Annotated in this window: 30 protein-coding genes; 1 reads left to right on the top strand and 29 read right to left on the bottom strand. The window is 31.4% G+C overall.

The features are described 5' to 3' along the window. Positions 1 to 8 precede the first annotated feature (8 nt). The 18 genes from V1503_RS19400 to V1503_RS19315 form a co-directional block, all read right to left on the bottom strand. On the bottom strand, positions 9 to 1475 hold the full coding sequence (locus V1503_RS19400) for a DnaB-like helicase C-terminal domain-containing protein (protein WP_410628795.1): 1467 nt from the start codon (positions 1473 to 1475) through the stop codon (positions 9 to 11). Beyond that, entirely contained in the window at positions 1472 to 2008 is a 537-nt protein-coding gene (locus V1503_RS19395) for a YorH family phage-derived protein (protein WP_410628794.1), read from the bottom strand. The genes V1503_RS19400 and V1503_RS19395 overlap by 4 nt, the downstream gene beginning before the upstream one ends. 57 nt (positions 2009 to 2065) lie before the next feature. Next, positions 2066 to 3178 (bottom strand): AAA family ATPase, encoded by a 1113-nt coding sequence (locus tag V1503_RS19390; protein ID WP_410628793.1) that lies wholly within the window; start codon positions 3176 to 3178, stop codon positions 2066 to 2068. A gap of 37 nt (positions 3179 to 3215) precedes the next feature. Further along, entirely contained in the window at positions 3216 to 4451 is a 1236-nt protein-coding gene (locus V1503_RS19385) for a hypothetical protein (protein ID WP_410628792.1), read from the bottom strand. Positions 4452 to 4487: 36 nt separating this feature from the next. After that, entirely contained in the window at positions 4488 to 4802 is a 315-nt protein-coding gene (locus V1503_RS19380; RefSeq protein ID WP_410628791.1) for a YorE family phage-derived protein, read from the bottom strand. 107 nt (positions 4803 to 4909) lie between these two features. Further along, positions 4910 to 5857 (bottom strand): DHH family phosphoesterase, encoded by a 948-nt coding sequence (locus V1503_RS19375; protein ID WP_410628790.1) that lies wholly within the window; start codon positions 5855 to 5857, stop codon positions 4910 to 4912. Positions 5858 to 5912: 55 nt separating this feature from the next. Continuing rightward, the gene (locus V1503_RS19370; RefSeq protein ID WP_410628789.1) at positions 5913 to 6374 is read right to left on the bottom strand and encodes a hypothetical protein; all 462 of its coding nucleotides are present in this window, start codon (positions 6372 to 6374) and stop codon (positions 5913 to 5915) included. 53 nt (positions 6375 to 6427) lie between these two features. Continuing rightward, complete coding sequence (locus tag V1503_RS19365; protein WP_410628788.1) at positions 6428 to 6739, bottom strand: hypothetical protein; 312 nt, start codon at positions 6737 to 6739, stop codon at positions 6428 to 6430. A 56-nt stretch (positions 6740 to 6795) separates the two neighbouring features. Next, positions 6796 to 7002 carry a hypothetical protein gene (locus tag V1503_RS19360; protein ID WP_410628787.1) on the bottom strand — a complete coding sequence of 69 codons (207 nt, stop codon included), beginning with the start codon at positions 7000 to 7002 and terminating at the stop codon, positions 6796 to 6798. A gap of 29 nt (positions 7003 to 7031) precedes the next feature. Beyond that, positions 7032 to 7493: a hypothetical protein gene (locus tag V1503_RS19355; protein WP_410628786.1), complete on the bottom strand. Its 462-nt coding sequence runs from the start codon at positions 7491 to 7493 to the stop codon at positions 7032 to 7034. A gap of 32 nt (positions 7494 to 7525) precedes the next feature. Then, positions 7526 to 8851, bottom strand: coding sequence for a PcfJ domain-containing protein (locus V1503_RS19350; RefSeq protein ID WP_410628785.1), 1326 nt, complete (start codon positions 8849 to 8851; stop codon positions 7526 to 7528). Positions 8852 to 8895: 44 nt separating this feature from the next. Beyond that, a complete protein-coding gene (locus V1503_RS19345; protein WP_410628784.1) occupies positions 8896 to 9093 on the bottom strand; it encodes a hypothetical protein in 198 nt (65 codons plus the stop codon). A gap of 23 nt (positions 9094 to 9116) precedes the next feature. Continuing rightward, positions 9117 to 9314 (bottom strand): hypothetical protein, encoded by a 198-nt coding sequence (locus V1503_RS19340; RefSeq protein WP_410628783.1) that lies wholly within the window; start codon positions 9312 to 9314, stop codon positions 9117 to 9119. A gap of 35 nt (positions 9315 to 9349) precedes the next feature. Beyond that, positions 9350 to 9550: a hypothetical protein gene (locus V1503_RS19335; RefSeq protein WP_410628782.1), complete on the bottom strand. Its 201-nt coding sequence runs from the start codon at positions 9548 to 9550 to the stop codon at positions 9350 to 9352. Between the two features lie 41 nt (positions 9551 to 9591). After that, positions 9592 to 9738: a hypothetical protein gene (locus V1503_RS19330; RefSeq protein WP_410628781.1), complete on the bottom strand. Its 147-nt coding sequence runs from the start codon at positions 9736 to 9738 to the stop codon at positions 9592 to 9594. An 87-nt stretch (positions 9739 to 9825) separates the two neighbouring features. Beyond that, positions 9826 to 10248 (bottom strand): GTP pyrophosphokinase, encoded by a 423-nt coding sequence (locus V1503_RS19325; protein ID WP_410628780.1) that lies wholly within the window; start codon positions 10246 to 10248, stop codon positions 9826 to 9828. A 109-nt stretch (positions 10249 to 10357) separates the two neighbouring features. Continuing rightward, a complete protein-coding gene (locus V1503_RS19320) occupies positions 10358 to 11413 on the bottom strand; it encodes an RNA ligase family protein (protein WP_410628779.1) in 1056 nt (351 codons plus the stop codon). Positions 11414 to 11459: 46 nt separating this feature from the next. Continuing rightward, positions 11460 to 11696: a DUF7446 family protein gene (locus V1503_RS19315; RefSeq protein WP_410628778.1), complete on the bottom strand. Its 237-nt coding sequence runs from the start codon at positions 11694 to 11696 to the stop codon at positions 11460 to 11462. Between the two features lie 146 nt (positions 11697 to 11842). Between V1503_RS19315 and V1503_RS19310 the strand changes: the two genes are divergently transcribed. Next, a complete protein-coding gene (locus V1503_RS19310; RefSeq protein WP_410628777.1) occupies positions 11843 to 12178 on the top strand; it encodes a hypothetical protein in 336 nt (111 codons plus the stop codon). Between the two features lie 51 nt (positions 12179 to 12229). Here V1503_RS19310 and V1503_RS19305 read toward each other — a convergent pair whose 3' ends face one another. From V1503_RS19305 to V1503_RS19255, 11 genes are all read right to left on the bottom strand, one after another. Next, entirely contained in the window at positions 12230 to 12382 is a 153-nt protein-coding gene (locus tag V1503_RS19305) for a hypothetical protein (RefSeq protein WP_410628776.1), read from the bottom strand. A 15-nt stretch (positions 12383 to 12397) separates the two neighbouring features. Then, positions 12398 to 12805, bottom strand: a complete 408-nt coding sequence (locus V1503_RS19300) for a hypothetical protein (RefSeq protein WP_410628775.1) — start codon at positions 12803 to 12805, stop codon at positions 12398 to 12400. After that, positions 12802 to 13968, bottom strand: coding sequence for a hypothetical protein (locus V1503_RS19295; protein WP_410628774.1), 1167 nt, complete (start codon positions 13966 to 13968; stop codon positions 12802 to 12804). Before V1503_RS19295 ends, V1503_RS19300 begins: the two co-directional genes overlap by 4 nt. Positions 13969 to 14019: 51 nt before the next feature. Next, complete coding sequence (locus V1503_RS19290; RefSeq protein WP_410628773.1) at positions 14020 to 14193, bottom strand: hypothetical protein; 174 nt, start codon at positions 14191 to 14193, stop codon at positions 14020 to 14022. A gap of 33 nt (positions 14194 to 14226) precedes the next feature. Next, positions 14227 to 14493 carry a hypothetical protein gene (locus V1503_RS19285; RefSeq protein ID WP_410628772.1) on the bottom strand — a complete coding sequence of 89 codons (267 nt, stop codon included), beginning with the start codon at positions 14491 to 14493 and terminating at the stop codon, positions 14227 to 14229. A gap of 12 nt (positions 14494 to 14505) precedes the next feature. After that, positions 14506 to 14964, bottom strand: coding sequence for a DUF5662 family protein (locus V1503_RS19280; protein WP_410628771.1), 459 nt, complete (start codon positions 14962 to 14964; stop codon positions 14506 to 14508). Positions 14965 to 15015: 51 nt separating this feature from the next. Then, positions 15016 to 15189, bottom strand: a complete 174-nt coding sequence (locus tag V1503_RS19275) for a hypothetical protein (RefSeq protein WP_410628770.1) — start codon at positions 15187 to 15189, stop codon at positions 15016 to 15018. Between the two features lie 60 nt (positions 15190 to 15249). Further along, positions 15250 to 15516, bottom strand: a complete 267-nt coding sequence (locus V1503_RS19270) for a hypothetical protein (protein ID WP_410628769.1) — start codon at positions 15514 to 15516, stop codon at positions 15250 to 15252. A gap of 91 nt (positions 15517 to 15607) precedes the next feature. Then, positions 15608 to 15904 carry a hypothetical protein gene (locus V1503_RS19265; RefSeq protein WP_410628768.1) on the bottom strand — a complete coding sequence of 99 codons (297 nt, stop codon included), beginning with the start codon at positions 15902 to 15904 and terminating at the stop codon, positions 15608 to 15610. Positions 15905 to 15937: 33 nt separating this feature from the next. After that, a complete protein-coding gene (locus tag V1503_RS19260) occupies positions 15938 to 16324 on the bottom strand; it encodes a hypothetical protein (protein WP_410628767.1) in 387 nt (128 codons plus the stop codon). Positions 16325 to 16355: 31 nt separating this feature from the next. Continuing rightward, a complete protein-coding gene (locus V1503_RS19255; protein ID WP_410628766.1) occupies positions 16356 to 16658 on the bottom strand; it encodes a hypothetical protein in 303 nt (100 codons plus the stop codon). Positions 16659 to 16667 lie beyond the last annotated feature (9 nt).

Raw genomic sequence — 16667 nt, 5'->3', positions numbered from 1 at the left:
TTAAACACCTACCTTTGGTGTTTAGGAGTACAATACCCTAATTCAGTCCATTTATTCCAATCCCCATCAAATTGGTATAGAATTGCGATTTCCCCTCCATCATTTCTAGTCTTGTCCAGGAACATAATTCTGTACTTTTTTTCTGGATTCATAGTTATGTATTCTTTAACTTTCGTGTATTTACCCCTAGAATCTTTCTTGAACTTGTAAGGCTTTATATCAAATTTCCCATCTGGAAATTCATCTTCCCATACTGGTCTAGTCATAATTAATTCTGAAACTACTTCTTTTACACCTTTTGCACTTGACAAAGTAGCAGCAGTTAAATAACGAGTATTTTCCATATATATAGCTAACTGCATAGTAATAATAATACCCATTTCTTCCTTTTCAGCTACCTGAAGTAGTTGTTTGGATGCTTCAATCAATTCACCAGTAACGTTACCTGAAGCAGCATTTTCTGATTTAAACGTATCATAAAGGCCGTATTTAAAGCCTTGTTTATTCATTTTTCTAAAAACTCGTTTTACATCATCAATACTGTAATCAAATATCTTTACAAACTTAATTCTTCCTTTGTAATTAGTATCATAATATTCCTTTGCCTTTTTCATCATTAGTTGCTGTTCATCACTAAAATTACCCATTTTTTGTTTCTTTCTTGGTAACCCATAGTAACCTAATTTTAGTGATAAAATTGTCGCCATAAAAATATGTTGCCATGCTCTTTTATTCATCTCATTCGCAACAATTACTATTTTTTCACCTTGATCTAAAATAGACATAACATATGTATTTACACAATATGATGTTTTCCCTGTTCCCGAAAAACCCGCAAATATCAGCACATTACTTAAGTGCAAACCAAGCGTATGAAAATTCATTATAGGAGAGGTATTTGCGTAGCTGAGACCCATCTCAATACCACTATCACATGAATCTATAAAATCTTCATCCAGATCTAAATCTTCAACTTTTACTCCACTACCTCTGTTTAGAAAAATATTGTCCAATTGATATTCAAAATAATCATATAGTTGAGAACTCACCATTTTTCGATACTTATCTAACTCATCAATGACATTAAATCCTTTATCACTAAGGTTTAATAACATATTATATTTAACTAATTCATCATAATAAATTTCCACGTTATCTTCATTTACAATACTTCTTATTTCTTCTACAGTTTTATAACCTCCTCTTAGTTGAAAACCCTTTTTAAAAGAATCTTTATCCTCTATAAAACTATAAATACTTGCATCGTCAAAACTCTTATAACCTAATTTATACATCTCGTATCCAAGGGTATAATAAAATCTACCATCATCCGTAAGTAAATCCCTGTCTGCTCTCACTTCTTTTTCAAAATCTGAAAATAATTCAGGATTTCTCCATAAGCAAAAAATAAAAGAGGCTTCAATGTGATCTCTATTCGAAACAAGTTTTTCATTATAATCCTTCAAAGTTTTCACAGATCATCCTCCTCTAAAAAGTCCAAAATACTATTGTCGTTTTTTATATTTCTATTTTTTATTATAATATCTTCGTTCATTAGTGAATTTATATCATGTTTTTCTTGTTGGTGATGTTGGCTCTTTTTTCTCACCCATTCATCATGAACATCGTTTATACAACCTTCAATAATTTTCATAATGTAACTTACCTTGCCATACTCACTGTTAAAATTTTTGACTATTATCCAATAATGGATATCGTCTTTCTTTAACTCAAATGCTTTTAAAATGACCTCGTAGTTATAGAATTGTTTTAGCTGCATAATCTTTTTAACTAAAACTGGGGGTACTATTTGACCTTCCTTATAACCTAAAATTTGTTCGGAAATGAAACACATTAACTCTTTATATTTAACCTTCTCTTCTAGAGATTGTTTATATTCTTCTTCACTACAAAAGTAGGAATTTTTACCTTTTTCATTTGTTACTTTGTAAAAAGTATCGGTAGTTCCTTCTGTTCTGCAAATCTTACATTTACACTTTCTTGCCACAATCTTCACCACCTTATAGAGAAAAGAGGGGATAATCACACCCCCTTTAATATTAAATTAAATAATATTAACAATCTTTTGAAGACCTTCAGTTGAGGTTTCTTCGGCATCTTTAAATGATTGTATATTGTATTCATCCATAATGGATTTAACTTTCTTTTTAACATCATCAGAAGCTTTAGGGTACCTTTCTTTTACAACTTCAATCAATTTAACATTTTTTTCTACATTCACCTTCGATTTTAATCGATCTTTCAATTCTTCCTCTAAACTATCTTGTTTCTCCTTTTCTTGTTGAATTTTCTCTTCTTCTAAAGTTGTTTTACTTCCTTGTTTTTTGAAAGATGATTTTATAGCACCTTCAATGGCTCCAATAAATTCATCTGTTGTTAATGAAACACTAGATGTAATATCAGAGAAACGAGATTTAGAGTCAATATTAAAATTGTCGTCACGGAATGTAATAATCCGTTGTTCTCCAAGTACATTTCCAATTGTCTTATCTTTTCCGATTTTTTGTTTAACTTTAACTTCTTCAATATCACGATTTATTGAAGCTACTCCAAGAACGTGAAGTTTGGTTTTTATAGCATTGAAATACCGATTACTCATGTTTGTAGTTAGCATTTCATATTCTTGCCCAGTAACTAAATCAGTCATTGATTTTCGTTTTGTATGACCAATAACAAACATTGAAATACCTACACGTTTCAAAGCCCACATTTTATCTAATACAAGATCAATAGCTTTATCTTCTCCTGCCTGGAATCCACCAAATGCTGCTTTAATCGATTTAACTTTCTTATCTGGGTTTTCTTTATTGTGCAAGCGAATTACTTCTGGTTCTGCAACACGCATTAACTCATCGAATGTATCATAAACCAATACTCTTAAATCTTTGTAATCTGTGTTTCTATTTTCTATAATGTCATCAACAATCTCTTCAAATATGTCCCATTCAGGAACATCTTCGTACATTGCGTTAGGAATTGCATCAACTCCATCTTCTTTACCAAAATTTAATATTAGATAACCATCTGTTCCTACAAGTTTTTCACAAGTATCAACTGCTAGAGTTGTTTTACCAATACCTGATTCACCAATTAAACCTAGGTTATATGCTAATGGATCAACCTTAATTTTATTTTTCTTGCCAAACTTTCGAGCCATGCAACCTCTCCTTTGTATGTTATTAGTTTAATTTATTTTATGAGAATAAATCATCAAAATCTGCATCAGGTTTTATTGTTTCTGATGACTTTTCTGTAACTTCTTCTTTCTTTTCTTTTCGTTCGACTGCTACATAATCCAAATCTTCAGGCTCATATGAAGATTCTACTACCCCATCCCGAAAATCATTTTGATCGTTTACAATTTGTAACAGTGGTTTTATTAGACGATTTTCTTCTACTGATTCTCCTAACACTTGACCTTTAGGTTTAAAATCTTCTACTTTTGCCAGTCCTATATCTACTGATTCTTTTTGCTGAGATGTAAGATCGTCATATGTAAATTCAACTACATCAGCTCCTCTGAAGAACGATACTACCCACTGAAGATGATAAACCGATTTTTTATTCTTAACATCAAATTTATTTTTTATAAAGTTAAATCTTTTGACATGTAATTCATTTTCAAAGTCTAATTTTTGTGCATTTAGGATGAATTGTTGTGGATAAAATACATCCTTTTTAGCATTATTATCATAGTCAATAATATAACCATCTATGAATACTTTCTTTTCATCCTCAAAATCTTTATCATCTATACAGCCTTTTATAAAGAAGATATCCATTGTCCCACGAAGTTGATTAGGAGTGTCATCTTCAACAATTTCAATTAATGTTGGTTTAAACTTCCGATAAAATTTACCGTTCCATTCATTGATTTCAATATTACCTGTTAGTCGGAATTTATGTTTTTTGTATGTATTCAGATTCTCAGCTAAGTATTCAACTGCATCTAATTCATGTATAAATTCTTTTCTGTTCACTGAAAGTGTTTCTAATTCTTTTTTTAACTTAGATAACTTTACCTTATCTGAATCAGTAATCTCATCTTTATATTCAATACTACGTATTTCATATCTTAACTTTGCTGCTTTTTCCTTTACTTCTTGTTGAGTAGTAAAGTCAACAATGAATTTTTTAAAGTCTGCGACCATTTCAATTGTTTCTTGCTTCTTTCTATCTTCCCAAGGTATTTCTAATTTCTCTCCTTTTTCATATTCCGTACTCTTTCCAAATGTAAATACTACATTTGCCTTTGATTTTGAGTAACCACCATAATACTCTATAAATACACTATTATTTTTTGATTCTTGTACAGCAAAATTTAGTCTTTTCCCCACCCAACCAGAGTCGCTTTCTTTTACCTCAAGAAACTTATCATCATTCAGATATAAGTTCCCGACAAATTCAAATGTATTATACAACCTACTCATTCAAACACTCCCATTAAATTAATTTCTTTATTTACATCAATAAATACCTAACTCAACCGACAATTGTTTATACTTTTTCTTATCGAAGTTCCAATCATTATGTAATGTAGTACCTTTATAATTCACAATATGTATTACGGTATCTCTTTTTACAATTATATGCAGATTACCATACTGATATTTTTTAATTCCTTTTAATCTATTAAACAAGTTATTCTGATGTAATCTTTTAGCTAGGTGTACGTTCCTAGTAATTTTCCTTCTTGCTAGATCAAAAGAAGTATTGTGATTCCCCTTCACATTTCCCCTATAGTATTCATAAACCTCATCGGCCAGCTTCAGCAGCTTCATTTCATCACCCCCTCTCGATTTTATACCTTAATTATATTAACTTAATTTATATCAGTCAATGTTTTTATTTAATTAATTTATATTAAATCTCCATTTCGATTTAGTCCTTATTTTATGTTAAAAACCTTTCGAATCAAATCATCCACCATCTCACCATCAAATTGACTTCCAGCTGCTCTTGGATGGCCTCCACCTCCAAATACTTTAGCCACATCTTCCCCTAAGTCAACATTCTCCTTAACACCACGATAACTAACTTTATTTGATGCTATATTTATTATCACAATAAAATCAAATTCCGGATTACTCTTAGCTAATTCATTACCCAATTCCGAATGATACTGTTCAGCAAAGACAACACCAGCACGATACTCTAATATATCAAACCCCTTCAATTCACCTTGCTTACCATTTATGTATTCACTGATTTTATATTGCTCTACATCAAGTATTGTTTTCTCAGAATTAGTGAAGTTAATGGAAGGGTTCACTCCAAAACGCTCAACAAATTGATCTCTACCAACTATATACAATAGATCATTTAACTGTTTAGCATGACTATCATTAAATCTAGTTGACCATTCCCATGTATCATATCGTCTAACCTTTTCTACAAATTCAACAAGAAGTTGGTTATTAAGCTCATAATTATTCCAGAGATAATCATAAAATATACTTGTTCCACTAGATTTCATTTCACTTTCACCTGGATAAATGCTGATCTCATAATCATTAACATATGCCCAGTTATACTTATTGAGCCATTTTGCAGTTGCGTGATGATCGAGTAACTTTATATCAACGTTGTATAGCCCTTTATGTATTTCATTGATTTTCTGTGCTGTTTCATCATTAACTGAGATGTCAGTAATAAAAATATTTGAGTGTGAATAGTTTTTTTCCGACAGTAAAGTATCCAAGAAGCGATTTATTTTATCATCAACATTATCATAATCACAGTATTGAATATCTACATTGTCACCAAACGCATATTTAGCAACAATGCCACATCCAACTCCATCTAAATCTGTATGAGTAAATAGCTTAACTTTCATATACTACATCTACCTCCAATTAATTTCCTAATAAAAGGATAGTTTTATTGTGTTTTTATCCCTGATATTTTTTAAACAGTTCAGACATTTTCATGTTGTTGTATTTTGCTAAATCTACGGCTAATGCAACAACATTTCTAGGAGCTGAACATCCAACCTCTTCGCAAAGATACTCTAGCAATGAGAAATATTCACGATCCCCATAGCAATAATCATCAGAATTTGTATTTCCTCCAACTTCTTTTAAGGCTTGAATCCGCCCTTCACCATCCCATGCCAACATGACTTGACTGTTGATGTTGTATTCTGTAACATCATTTCCCATGGTTGAACCAGTAGAACTTCTCCACATACCGTACTCATCTTTCCAATCAGCTTCAGCCACATCACATAATCGTTGATATTCAGTTTCATCCATTTCCCAAACTTGATAATCTTCACCCTCATAAGTTTTTTCTGCATTAATCCCTAGTTTACTAATTGCTAAGTCTATTTTTATTGCAAGTATTTCTTTCATATTTTATTCCTCCTCTAATAAAATCATCATTTTATTCCATGTATTTAATTCTCTTATATAAATAATGTTAAAATATATCCTATTCCCAGTCCCCAAAAAGGCATAACTATAGAGTGAGCAACCAGTTTATATATAAACTCTTCCATTGGTACTTCCATAGCTTCCTCTTTCCAATCAATTTTCAATAAGATAAAATCAACAACTAGCATTACTCCTACCGCTTCAATAATAGAAATTGATGGTACGCTGAATGCTGAAACAATAAACCACTCCCAAAGAAGAGATAAAACAAAACCATGAATCAGTAATGTAAATGGCATTATTGATAAGGATAATAGCAGCTTTGATCCTTCATTTCCTTTCATTCTTCTACCTCCATTTATTAATTTATTTTATTATAAAATTTACATTTTATTTCGAACTAAATACCTGCTGCATCAGCAAACCCTTTATCATATGTAGTCCTAAGTTCTTTCTCCATTTCCTCATTACACAGAATATGTAATAAGTCATCTATTTCTTCTTTACTCAATCCACCTTGTTGATCTTCACGATTATACAGAAACCAACCGACTTTATTGAGAATACTATAATCACTGTTTATTAGTTTTTGAGTTTCTAATATCATCAACTCACCTCCATGATTTCAAATCGAATTTAATAATTTGGTGATACCAAAATAATTGGATTACCATTGAAATACTTGTCAGCTAACGCTCTATAAGAAGTATGTATACCCTCTTCTACCTCTTCGTCAAAAATTAAATGCTGCTTATCTAATTGCTCATCTGCAACTTCTTTAATAATAACGCTATCATACTTAATCATATCTTCAGTAGAATCCTTATCTATATATTTTGTGAAGAAATACATAACAGCATTTTTGGCATTATCTGCTGCAATAATTTCAGCACCTTCACTATGAGTGAATTTAAATACTTTATACGACACTTCTGAAAAATGCTCATTTAATTCGTCTTCACTCCAAAATCCAACTCCATTACCACATTTCACTTCATATAAGGATTGTTCATCTGTCTTATTACATTCATAGACCTCACCTTCTGAATACACAACAGTTCCATTAACCTCTACATTTTTAATACATTTAACTTTCATTCGAATTTCTCCTTTATATAATTATTTTATTATTAAACAGCCAGCTCAAATTTCTCTGCAAACTTCTTAATAACCATTTGTTGCTCATGTGATGGATTATTATTCATCTTTCCTTTAGCTTGGGTAATTCTTTTGTTTCTCACTTCAATCGTTACCAATGGAGTTTCAATATCATCTCTATTCCGTAAGAATAGAATTGTTGAAGCACCTTTCCTTACTTTGTTCACATAACTTCCTACACAATGTCCTAGTACATTTCCTTCCCTAACCAAATCACTCGGTTCCTCTGGAGGAAAAATCTTAAATCCTTGATATGTATATTCCAATTTTTTGTGATTCTCTAACGACTTTTTCCATTCCTCCAATTCTAATTCATTTAGTTTAACTTTGTAATTCCTTGATGCTATATCATGGGCTGTTTTTAAATACTTTGGATATCTATCAAATCTTTCATACCCCATTTCAGTAGTCATTCTGATGTAGTCTTTGTAATTACTGATAGCAGAAGCTGATCTCAAACCTTGAGAAACATCACACTCAAAATATATGTACCTTAAGAATTTTTTAATTGGCAGGTTATAGTCATTTGCAATTTCTAATGAAGATGTGTTGTGGTACTCATTGTATAAATAACTAAATTCATTACGCTCAAATTCAGATATTTTTTCTAAGCCGAACTCTTCTTCTAAGGTTTTCATATAAGCCAATAGATTTATCGCTCTTTTATCAGCATTGCAATCGTTTATCTCCTGTAATCGACGAATTGAACAGCCATATTTCGTAACCATCTTCCATTGAGTTTTACTTAAACCAAGTATCTCTCTTGGCGATTTACCTTTAGATTTTACAATTCTAGTGCTACGATTGAAATCTACACCACCTTTAAACAACAGCTCAAAATAGCTATGATTTGTTATTAACCTATGAAAGAAACGACCGAACATTTCAGTTTTTTCACCTCCCATAGCCCCCAAATGACTTAGTGCCTTACTGTATAAACCTCTATTTGCTTCAGTTGATAAAAAGTCAAACATCTCTTGAACTTTATTCCAGTTCTTTGGAAACATACTGTCTACATTTCTAACACTAAATTTAACGTCTTTTAAGTTTCTTTTTATCCAGTAAATTTGATTTCTCAAATCATAATACATTTCTGATACCGTTCCATTTACACCTGCAAGAGGATTATTAGAATTAGGTTCATGAATATAGTAGATATGGAATCCATAGTCCATTTTCTTTTTTAAATACATTGTTCCAATTAATTTACCTTCTCTATTTAAAGATTTATAATCTGGATATCCAGAACTCTTAATTTCATCTTTAAAATCTGCCACTTTTTCCTTATATTGTTTCATTCGCAACACTCCTTTAAATTAAATAAGATATAAGTATTACTATATCAATTACCTTTCTCAACCTTTTTAGAGTAGAATAACTCTGGAAATTCGTTTTTAAATTGAGTTATCGCTTCATTTTTAGCATTATTAAATTCCCTTGCTGTAATTAATCCCTTTCTATTTAGCATAATTATTAATGCATTTGTATTTACTGAATTATTTATTTGTTCATGCAAAGGATTAAACTCAGTATTTTCCATACCCAATACACTCCCTTCAGTAATCACGCCATAAAATAACCTTGTTTTTTAACCTTCTCCCATTTCTCAGTATCAAATATATGATCATCTGTCTTTTCATTGCCATAGCAATTTGTAGTCAACTTAGCTTTTATAAACTCCTTATCAAATTTTTTCGTCCATCCTTCTTCACATTTTTCAACACTATGTATCTCAGTGATATACTGTTCTAAAAGATTCATTTAGATAACCTCCTATTTAATATAAAACATTCGTTTTATTTTATTTCTTGTACCATTTCAATCTCATTAATATTGATAAATATGTCATCAAAAGTTACGAAACCATATCCTGATCCATCACTATTAATTAAATTCCTATTTATCCATTGTCTAAGTTCTCCTTTGCTATGTTCTTTTGATTTCAACTGAATTTCTCTACCAGACTTAAAAATAACTTTCAATCTTAAGCTCTCCATGTAATCACCTCCAATAAAAGGTCAATTTTATTTTGAAATTTCTATCCCTCTGAACTAAATTCTCCCCTAATGAAAAGTGGGATTATTAACGCCCATAAAGGGATAGCACTTTTGGTTATAATGATTCCAACGGATACTGCTAATACAGTTGCAATCCAACTCATAGCGTAGGCAGTTGATGCTTTCAAGTTCACCACTCCTCCTTTTGTATTAATTTATTTTATATAAAATCATTGTTTTATTGTGATTGAATACCAAGCTACTGCTTTAACACTTTATTCTAATTTCTTAATAATTTTCTTGTACTTATTTAATCTATCAATATCTTTTTGAGTAGGGTTGTTAATTCTGGATAAATCACAGTTATCCTCAAGATCTGCAAGTTTGACTACTCTAGATATCTGAGATTTCTTCACTCTTTCTATGTAGTCTTTATAGTTTTCATGTTCACGTTTTGTAACGCAGTCAATCGCATAAATAATTTCTTCTGAAAACCCTTCTATTCTTAAATCATCTAATGTGACATTTGTATCCTCTATTACATCATGCAGCAGAGCAACAATTTTTTCATTTTTAGTTTTAACTTTATGCATTACTCTTAAAGGATGAAGAATATATGCATTACCACCTTTATCTTTTTGACCCAAATGCCCATTAACTGCAATTTGAATTGCTCGCTCTAAGAAATCTTTATTCATTTTGAATTCCCCCGTATTTATCTTAATTTATTTTATTGAAGGTATACCCTAATGTTTTATACTATTTCTAACATATTTTTTCCTCTCCCTTTCTAATAAAAAGATAATTTTATTTGAATTTCTTCAGTCTGCCAATTAGTTTTCTTAGGCCTACCTCATCAAGATTCGGTATTAAGTCATATAAAGTAACTTCCATCTTCTCTGAGAAGTCATTATGAACATTAGATGTAGAAATTTCAGAGTATAGCTCCATGGCCAATTGTTGCAATTCATCCATGAGTTTTTCTACATTCAATTTACTCATAGCTTGCTTTTCCTTCAGGATCTCTTTCACCACTTGTGGCAGTTTCTTTCCAATTTTCATTCTTACATGTTTGAGCAAAGTGTCCAACTCTTCTTCAACTATATCTTCATATATCCATGTCCCCCCATTTTTTAATATAACTCCCATATCTGTTATGTCAAAATCTTCATCAAGAACATTTTCATCAACCAGCTTATGTAATATCTTATCTACCCTTGCTTGAGTTAAATTTGTGTTAACAAACTCGTCTAGCAGACCATTTGTAGGGGCAACTCGTTGTTTTTTCACTTGTTTCACTTCAGCAAATTCATCTGACACAATCTTAGTGAATTGCTGCTCTCCGTTTCTATTGAACTTATAACTATAGTTTTTCACTACAACACCTTCTCCAACTTTCCCAAAGAAAGACTTACCTACAAACGATAATATGTGATCTATTGATTTATATTCTCCTTGATAAAAAACTGGACATTGTTTCAATCCTAATTTCTTTGACTCGAACTCTACATTAATAAATGGTGCATATCTTTCCGCTTGTATATCAAAAACATCAAATAAGTAAAACTGATTGTGGTTCTCTCCGTAATCTAATTTATGTTTTACAAGCCATTCACCATAATAAATTACATTTGATAATAGTTTGCTAGGATCTAAAGTTTGAGTCCATTCATAAAAACCTCTGAGATTGTTTTCTTTACTTAATTGATTATTACGAGAATAGGCTAAGATTTTACCATCTTCTACTTTAAAACTAGCATTTGCTCCATCAAGTTTTTCCATGACTACAATTTTGTCGCCCTTTTGTAAAGATTCATGTGTACCACCTTTTCCGTGTCGTAAGATTTTCATATATTTTTTCATGTTATCATCATCCTTATTTAATTAATTTATATTAAAAGTACGTTTTTTATTTTGATTTTCTTTTCCATGTCAGTGTTCCAGCATCACTATTAATCTTAATAGTATCTGTTTTTTCAATAATACAGAGTCGATCCATATGAGCCATTATTGCTGCTTTAATTTCTTCTGTTCTATCCTCACTTTTATCTAAAGCAGTTCTACCATCCGTACCTACTTTTCCTATGTATAAGTTATTGGTCATCGGACTATTTAATACTTTTATGTCTGACCATTTGATCCCCATTTTGAAATCACCACTTTCCTATAAAATACTCGTTTTATTGTGCCTTTCCCTTAATTCACCTTATATGTAGCACATATTAAATTCGTTTACATATATTGTTTCTGTAAATCATAACTTAATTTACTCAGTATGCAAGGAGGCTTTTTATGGCAACTTGGAAAGAAACTTTAGCATGTGTTAGAGATTGTATTGATGAGTTTGAACCAGGCTCTCTGGATCGATTCGCATGTATTTTAGATTGTTATGAAGAAAAGGCAAAACAAATTTTAACAACGAGCCAATTCCCTGAAAACACACCTGCATTTGTTCAAACTATAGAGATTCCTCCAAATGGTAAAGACACCATGGAAGTATTTTTATTACTAATTGATCTACTCCCGCCTCAACAGTTTGAATGTGTAGAAAATCTTGACGACCTTACAGAACTAGAATTTAATAATCAAATTGTAGATTTAACTTGTGGTAAATCCCGTCCGTTTTAAGAAAACAGCTCCTATTTGTTAGGGGCTATATTTCTTGTTAAAATGAGAATTTTATTGACTCCTGTAACCTTGTATCTCAATGCCCTTGTCTTGTTGACAATTATGAAAAATATCCCAAGTCCATCTATCACTAGATACAAAACAATCCTTTAGCATTTCATGATCTGTTTCGTATTCTTTACCACAGTGCTCACACTTAACCACAGCAATCACCTCCATTCATATAAAAGAAATATTATATTTAGATTCTAAAAGACTTAAATCTGCTTTTCCTAGATTCATTCCCTTTACAGCAGTATTTTGAATTTCTGCAAGTATTTGATTAAGAACAACATCATAATCGATCTCACTTTTACCATCATGCCAAGCTCTCTTAAAAGAATTCTCTAGAAATCGTTGCAATGTAAAAGGTATATATTCAGCATTAACAAGTTTCTCATAAAGTTGCACTACCATGTGATTAATAGAGTATTTTTGTACTTGTTCAGGATACATGCCATATAATTCAGCAGCAAAAAACTTTAAATCGTTTTGATAATCTATTCGTTTAAAGTGACCTTTGGTATATAGTATTAATTGCTTTTCAATAGGATGAATCTCTACATTTTGTTCAATAATAGTATTCAACCGATCATGGCCCCCATTTCCCACAATTTTTCTCTCACTTCTACCCACTTATGAGATGTCGATCCTTCCCCATTACTGTCCTTACAGAACCAATTAGTTATTTCAGGTTTACCATGTACTACATAATCTCGTAATCCCTTAACCCAGCTACTTTCTGTAGAAGACATGGATAATACTTCTGCATACAGTGGAAGGTCAACAGGTTCATCAAATATTTTATGGATACCCCATGCATTACTTTCTGCTTCTAGGAGTCCAATTCTACCAGAGGGTTTAAGTTTATATTGGAACTTCCGTGACATCCAATCAATAGAATATAAATATGATAATAAGTTATTTGCTTTTATTATCCGAGTTTCTTTACTAGCCTTCCTAGCTTCTTTCTTCCATGCTTCTATTAATTTTGGATCGGGTGTGTTTCGTGATTTTGGGTTGTGCAGTCCTGATGGTTTAACTAGCTTTCTAGATCTATTTTCTTTCGTGTCTATATCAAACAATGCAAATGATCCAAGGTTTGTATATTCATATTCACTAATGATTGTCCACCACATATTATTAATATTGTGATAAACAACACCTTTTTGTAAACGACCTTTCCTATCTCGGAAATATTTTAGTTCCCCATTTCTAATTCTCTTCCCATCTTTATCCTCTGCATTATACATAGGTAAATCATATTCGGGTAATTCTTTACCCTCTTTGTAGTGCCAACAACTTTTAATACGTCTCATTATTACATCATAGGCTTTTTCCTTAAAAGGTTCACAAGTATCCATGTATCCTTTTGATGCAACAAACTCTTTGACCTTGTTTAATTCAACAAGAAATCTACACCGGATTAAATAAGGCATTAATTTAAGTTTATCAAAATCATAATATCCACCATTCTTATTAATCGTATTTACTTCTTGATAGAATTCGATTTTAAAGCCAATTCGATACTTTTCTGCTTTAAATTTTAATTCTTCCTTCTCTCCTTCGAAATGGTTAGCTGCAAGACTAGGGTAATCTTTTGATATCCTTTGATCGCTTTGAATAAACCAACCTCTACCTCTCATCATTTCAAATACATCATTCATTAATTCGAATGAGGCGCTGCTCTCATCTCTTAAGTAAAAAGTTGCCCCACCATTTGCCAAGTTGTCATCAAATGATTTGTCCATTCACACACTCCTTTTTTAATTAATTTACATTAAAATATCGTTTTTATCGTGTTATTTTTTTTCTACCCATTCACTACCCACGAATCCTGCTACTGGACAATTATTTTTTGTATAGTACATGTAATGAATTAAATTAGTATGTGTAACACCTGTACACTTTGCCACAATATCACCTTCATCTTCTGTATGTATTACTATTTGATCCCCATCTTTTATATCATGCAATTTTATTTACCTCCCAATAAAAGAACTGTTTTATTATCCGAAACCATGTGATACTGCTGTTAAAATAATCTCCCCTGCTCTTTTATTTTCTTCTTCTGAAAAGTTTTCCTTATATTCTGTTGCACAAACACTTTTACCATGCCACCAGTCATCGAATATTATAGCAACATTCTCATTTTCTTCTTTTGCCATTTTTAAATAATGTTCATATGCTTCACCGTAAACTTTTGCACCCCATTCATTTAGAGTTTTCATGGTTTTATCATCTAACTTTTTCTTTCTGAAACCGAGCAAGGACACATAATCGACCCCTTAATCAAAGTATTTTACGGTGTTTTTTAGAATCTGAACTAGATCATCTGACATATTAAAACGTTCTTTATTTATCTCGATACTCTTTCTAATGTCTCCATCTTTATGTCTAATTGTTGCTGCTTTCCAATCACAAAACATTTCAACTAAATCAATTAGATTCATTCCCTGAATGCCATTCTCAAAGTGTTCCGGATGATGAGAGTTATTCAAGTAATGATGATCTAACGTGACCTTTAATCCTTTTAAATTTTCTATATATTCATCAGAGCCGTAAGTTGATTTCTTAAGTTTTGGGCTATACTCTGTAAATCCTTCTAACTCTGGTGAACTCAACTTTGACTTGTCATGCTCAGTGGCTCGAAGTAAGAGCTCATCAATTACTATAATCATAAGTTTTCTAACCTGCATTATGTGTTCTACCGTATCCCTAATACAATCATCTTTTGTATATTTCAATTACACTCCTCCTTTCAAATAAAAAACTGTGCTATGTGCTCTTATCCGGCCTTATTTAAATCTATGAATTTCATCCCTAGTTAACCTTACTAGATTTCCATACGGTGATAATCCTGTGAATATCGGTCTCCTTAAAGCTTTATGAAATTCAATCTTATTAATTACAGCAGTCCTTTTTTCTCCATTAAAAGTATAATACTCAATACCTCTTCCTATATACTTCATGAATTAACATTCCCTTCCCAACTATTAAAGGCTGCGTTTCTAAGTAAAATAACTCTTTTATTACGATATATGTGTTTTTTTCATTCTGATTCCGTACTCAATCCCATTTAATGTTGCGAACATATCTAGCTCGTCTCCTCCAAAAATATGCTCCTCAACTTCAGTATCTTTATCAATTGAACGGAACCACTTAATATTCCAACTTTTATCCTCTGAATTCATTGCTTCCTCCTCAATTAATTCAAGTCTTTGAACATTAGAACCCAAGTATTTATTTAATTCCTTTAATTTAAGATTGACCAAATCCAGCATTGTTCTTTTTCTCAATTATGTCACCTCATTCCTGTTTATAATAAACCCTGACTTTTATTAGAAATATTTGTCTAATTTATTTTCATATCTATAGTGAAAAGAATCATTATCTACTTCCAAATAATCCAAATTCATATCTTGGGATTTTAAGTCCTTCATCGTGCCTAGATAGTAACTTTTTTAACCTGAATACTTCCTGTTGGTATGACTGCGTCCATCTGACCATCTTGTCAGATTCGCTTCTAAGCAATTCACGACTAATTTCATGAGTTACAGACAGCAAATCTTCTTCTAGCAATCTCTCTTTCTCTTTATATTGTTCAATTGCGTTATTCAATCCTTTGATTCTTTCCGTTATATCATCTCTTAAAACATCTTCATCTAAGTAATCATAGTGTTTCATGTTATCTCCCCTTTGAGAAAAGTAGGATTATTCTCAGTCCTTCAAGATATCCATTTTATGTAGCATGATATTCTTGGCCATCTTATACGCACAATTCCTACAAATTTTTGGTGTAGATGTATTACCCCAACTTTCCATTTCACCGCAAAAGGCACATTCAAACTCAGTAATTGCACAGCCTCCAGCACCACTTCGAGAATTCTGTATTGCACTCGATAGTTTTTCAATATCCATCATTGATTTAGCCATAGTAATATTGTTTTCAAATGTAATTGTTAACTCTCTTATCTGGTCTCTACCAAGATTCTCTACTTCGTTCCATGATAATTTTTTATTAAACAATTCCATGAGTGTGTCATAATAAACCTTCATGTTATCTTTTTTCATAGATTGAACTCTATAAACATACCAATCTTTCAATATAACGCTCCTTTCTAATAAAGTCGAAATTTTATAACATAGCATTAAAATCGACTTCTTCAAAACTCAATTCCTCATCATATTCATAAACTCCATAATCCCAACAATAGGATGTGACTAATTTAGCTTCAACTTTTAAAACCGAGAACCTGTCTTCATGTAAATGGTAACTTAACTCAGTTTCTAAACAATCAAATGCACCATCATATTCATTTTCAGGAATATTAGTTAATCTTTCTAAAACTTCAGCACAAGATTTTCCTTTCTCATCTATAAATTGGTGAATCAAAAAATAAGCAGTAGTACTTCCTACAATCTCATTTTCCATAAACATTATTTACCT

This window comes from Nanhaiella sioensis (assembly GCF_046557775.1).
GTDB classification, from domain to species: Bacteria; Bacillota; Bacilli; order Bacillales; family SM2101; genus Nanhaiella; species Nanhaiella sioensis.
Note: the sequence above shows the minus strand (reverse complement) of the source record. Positions and strands in the feature narration are given on the sequence as shown.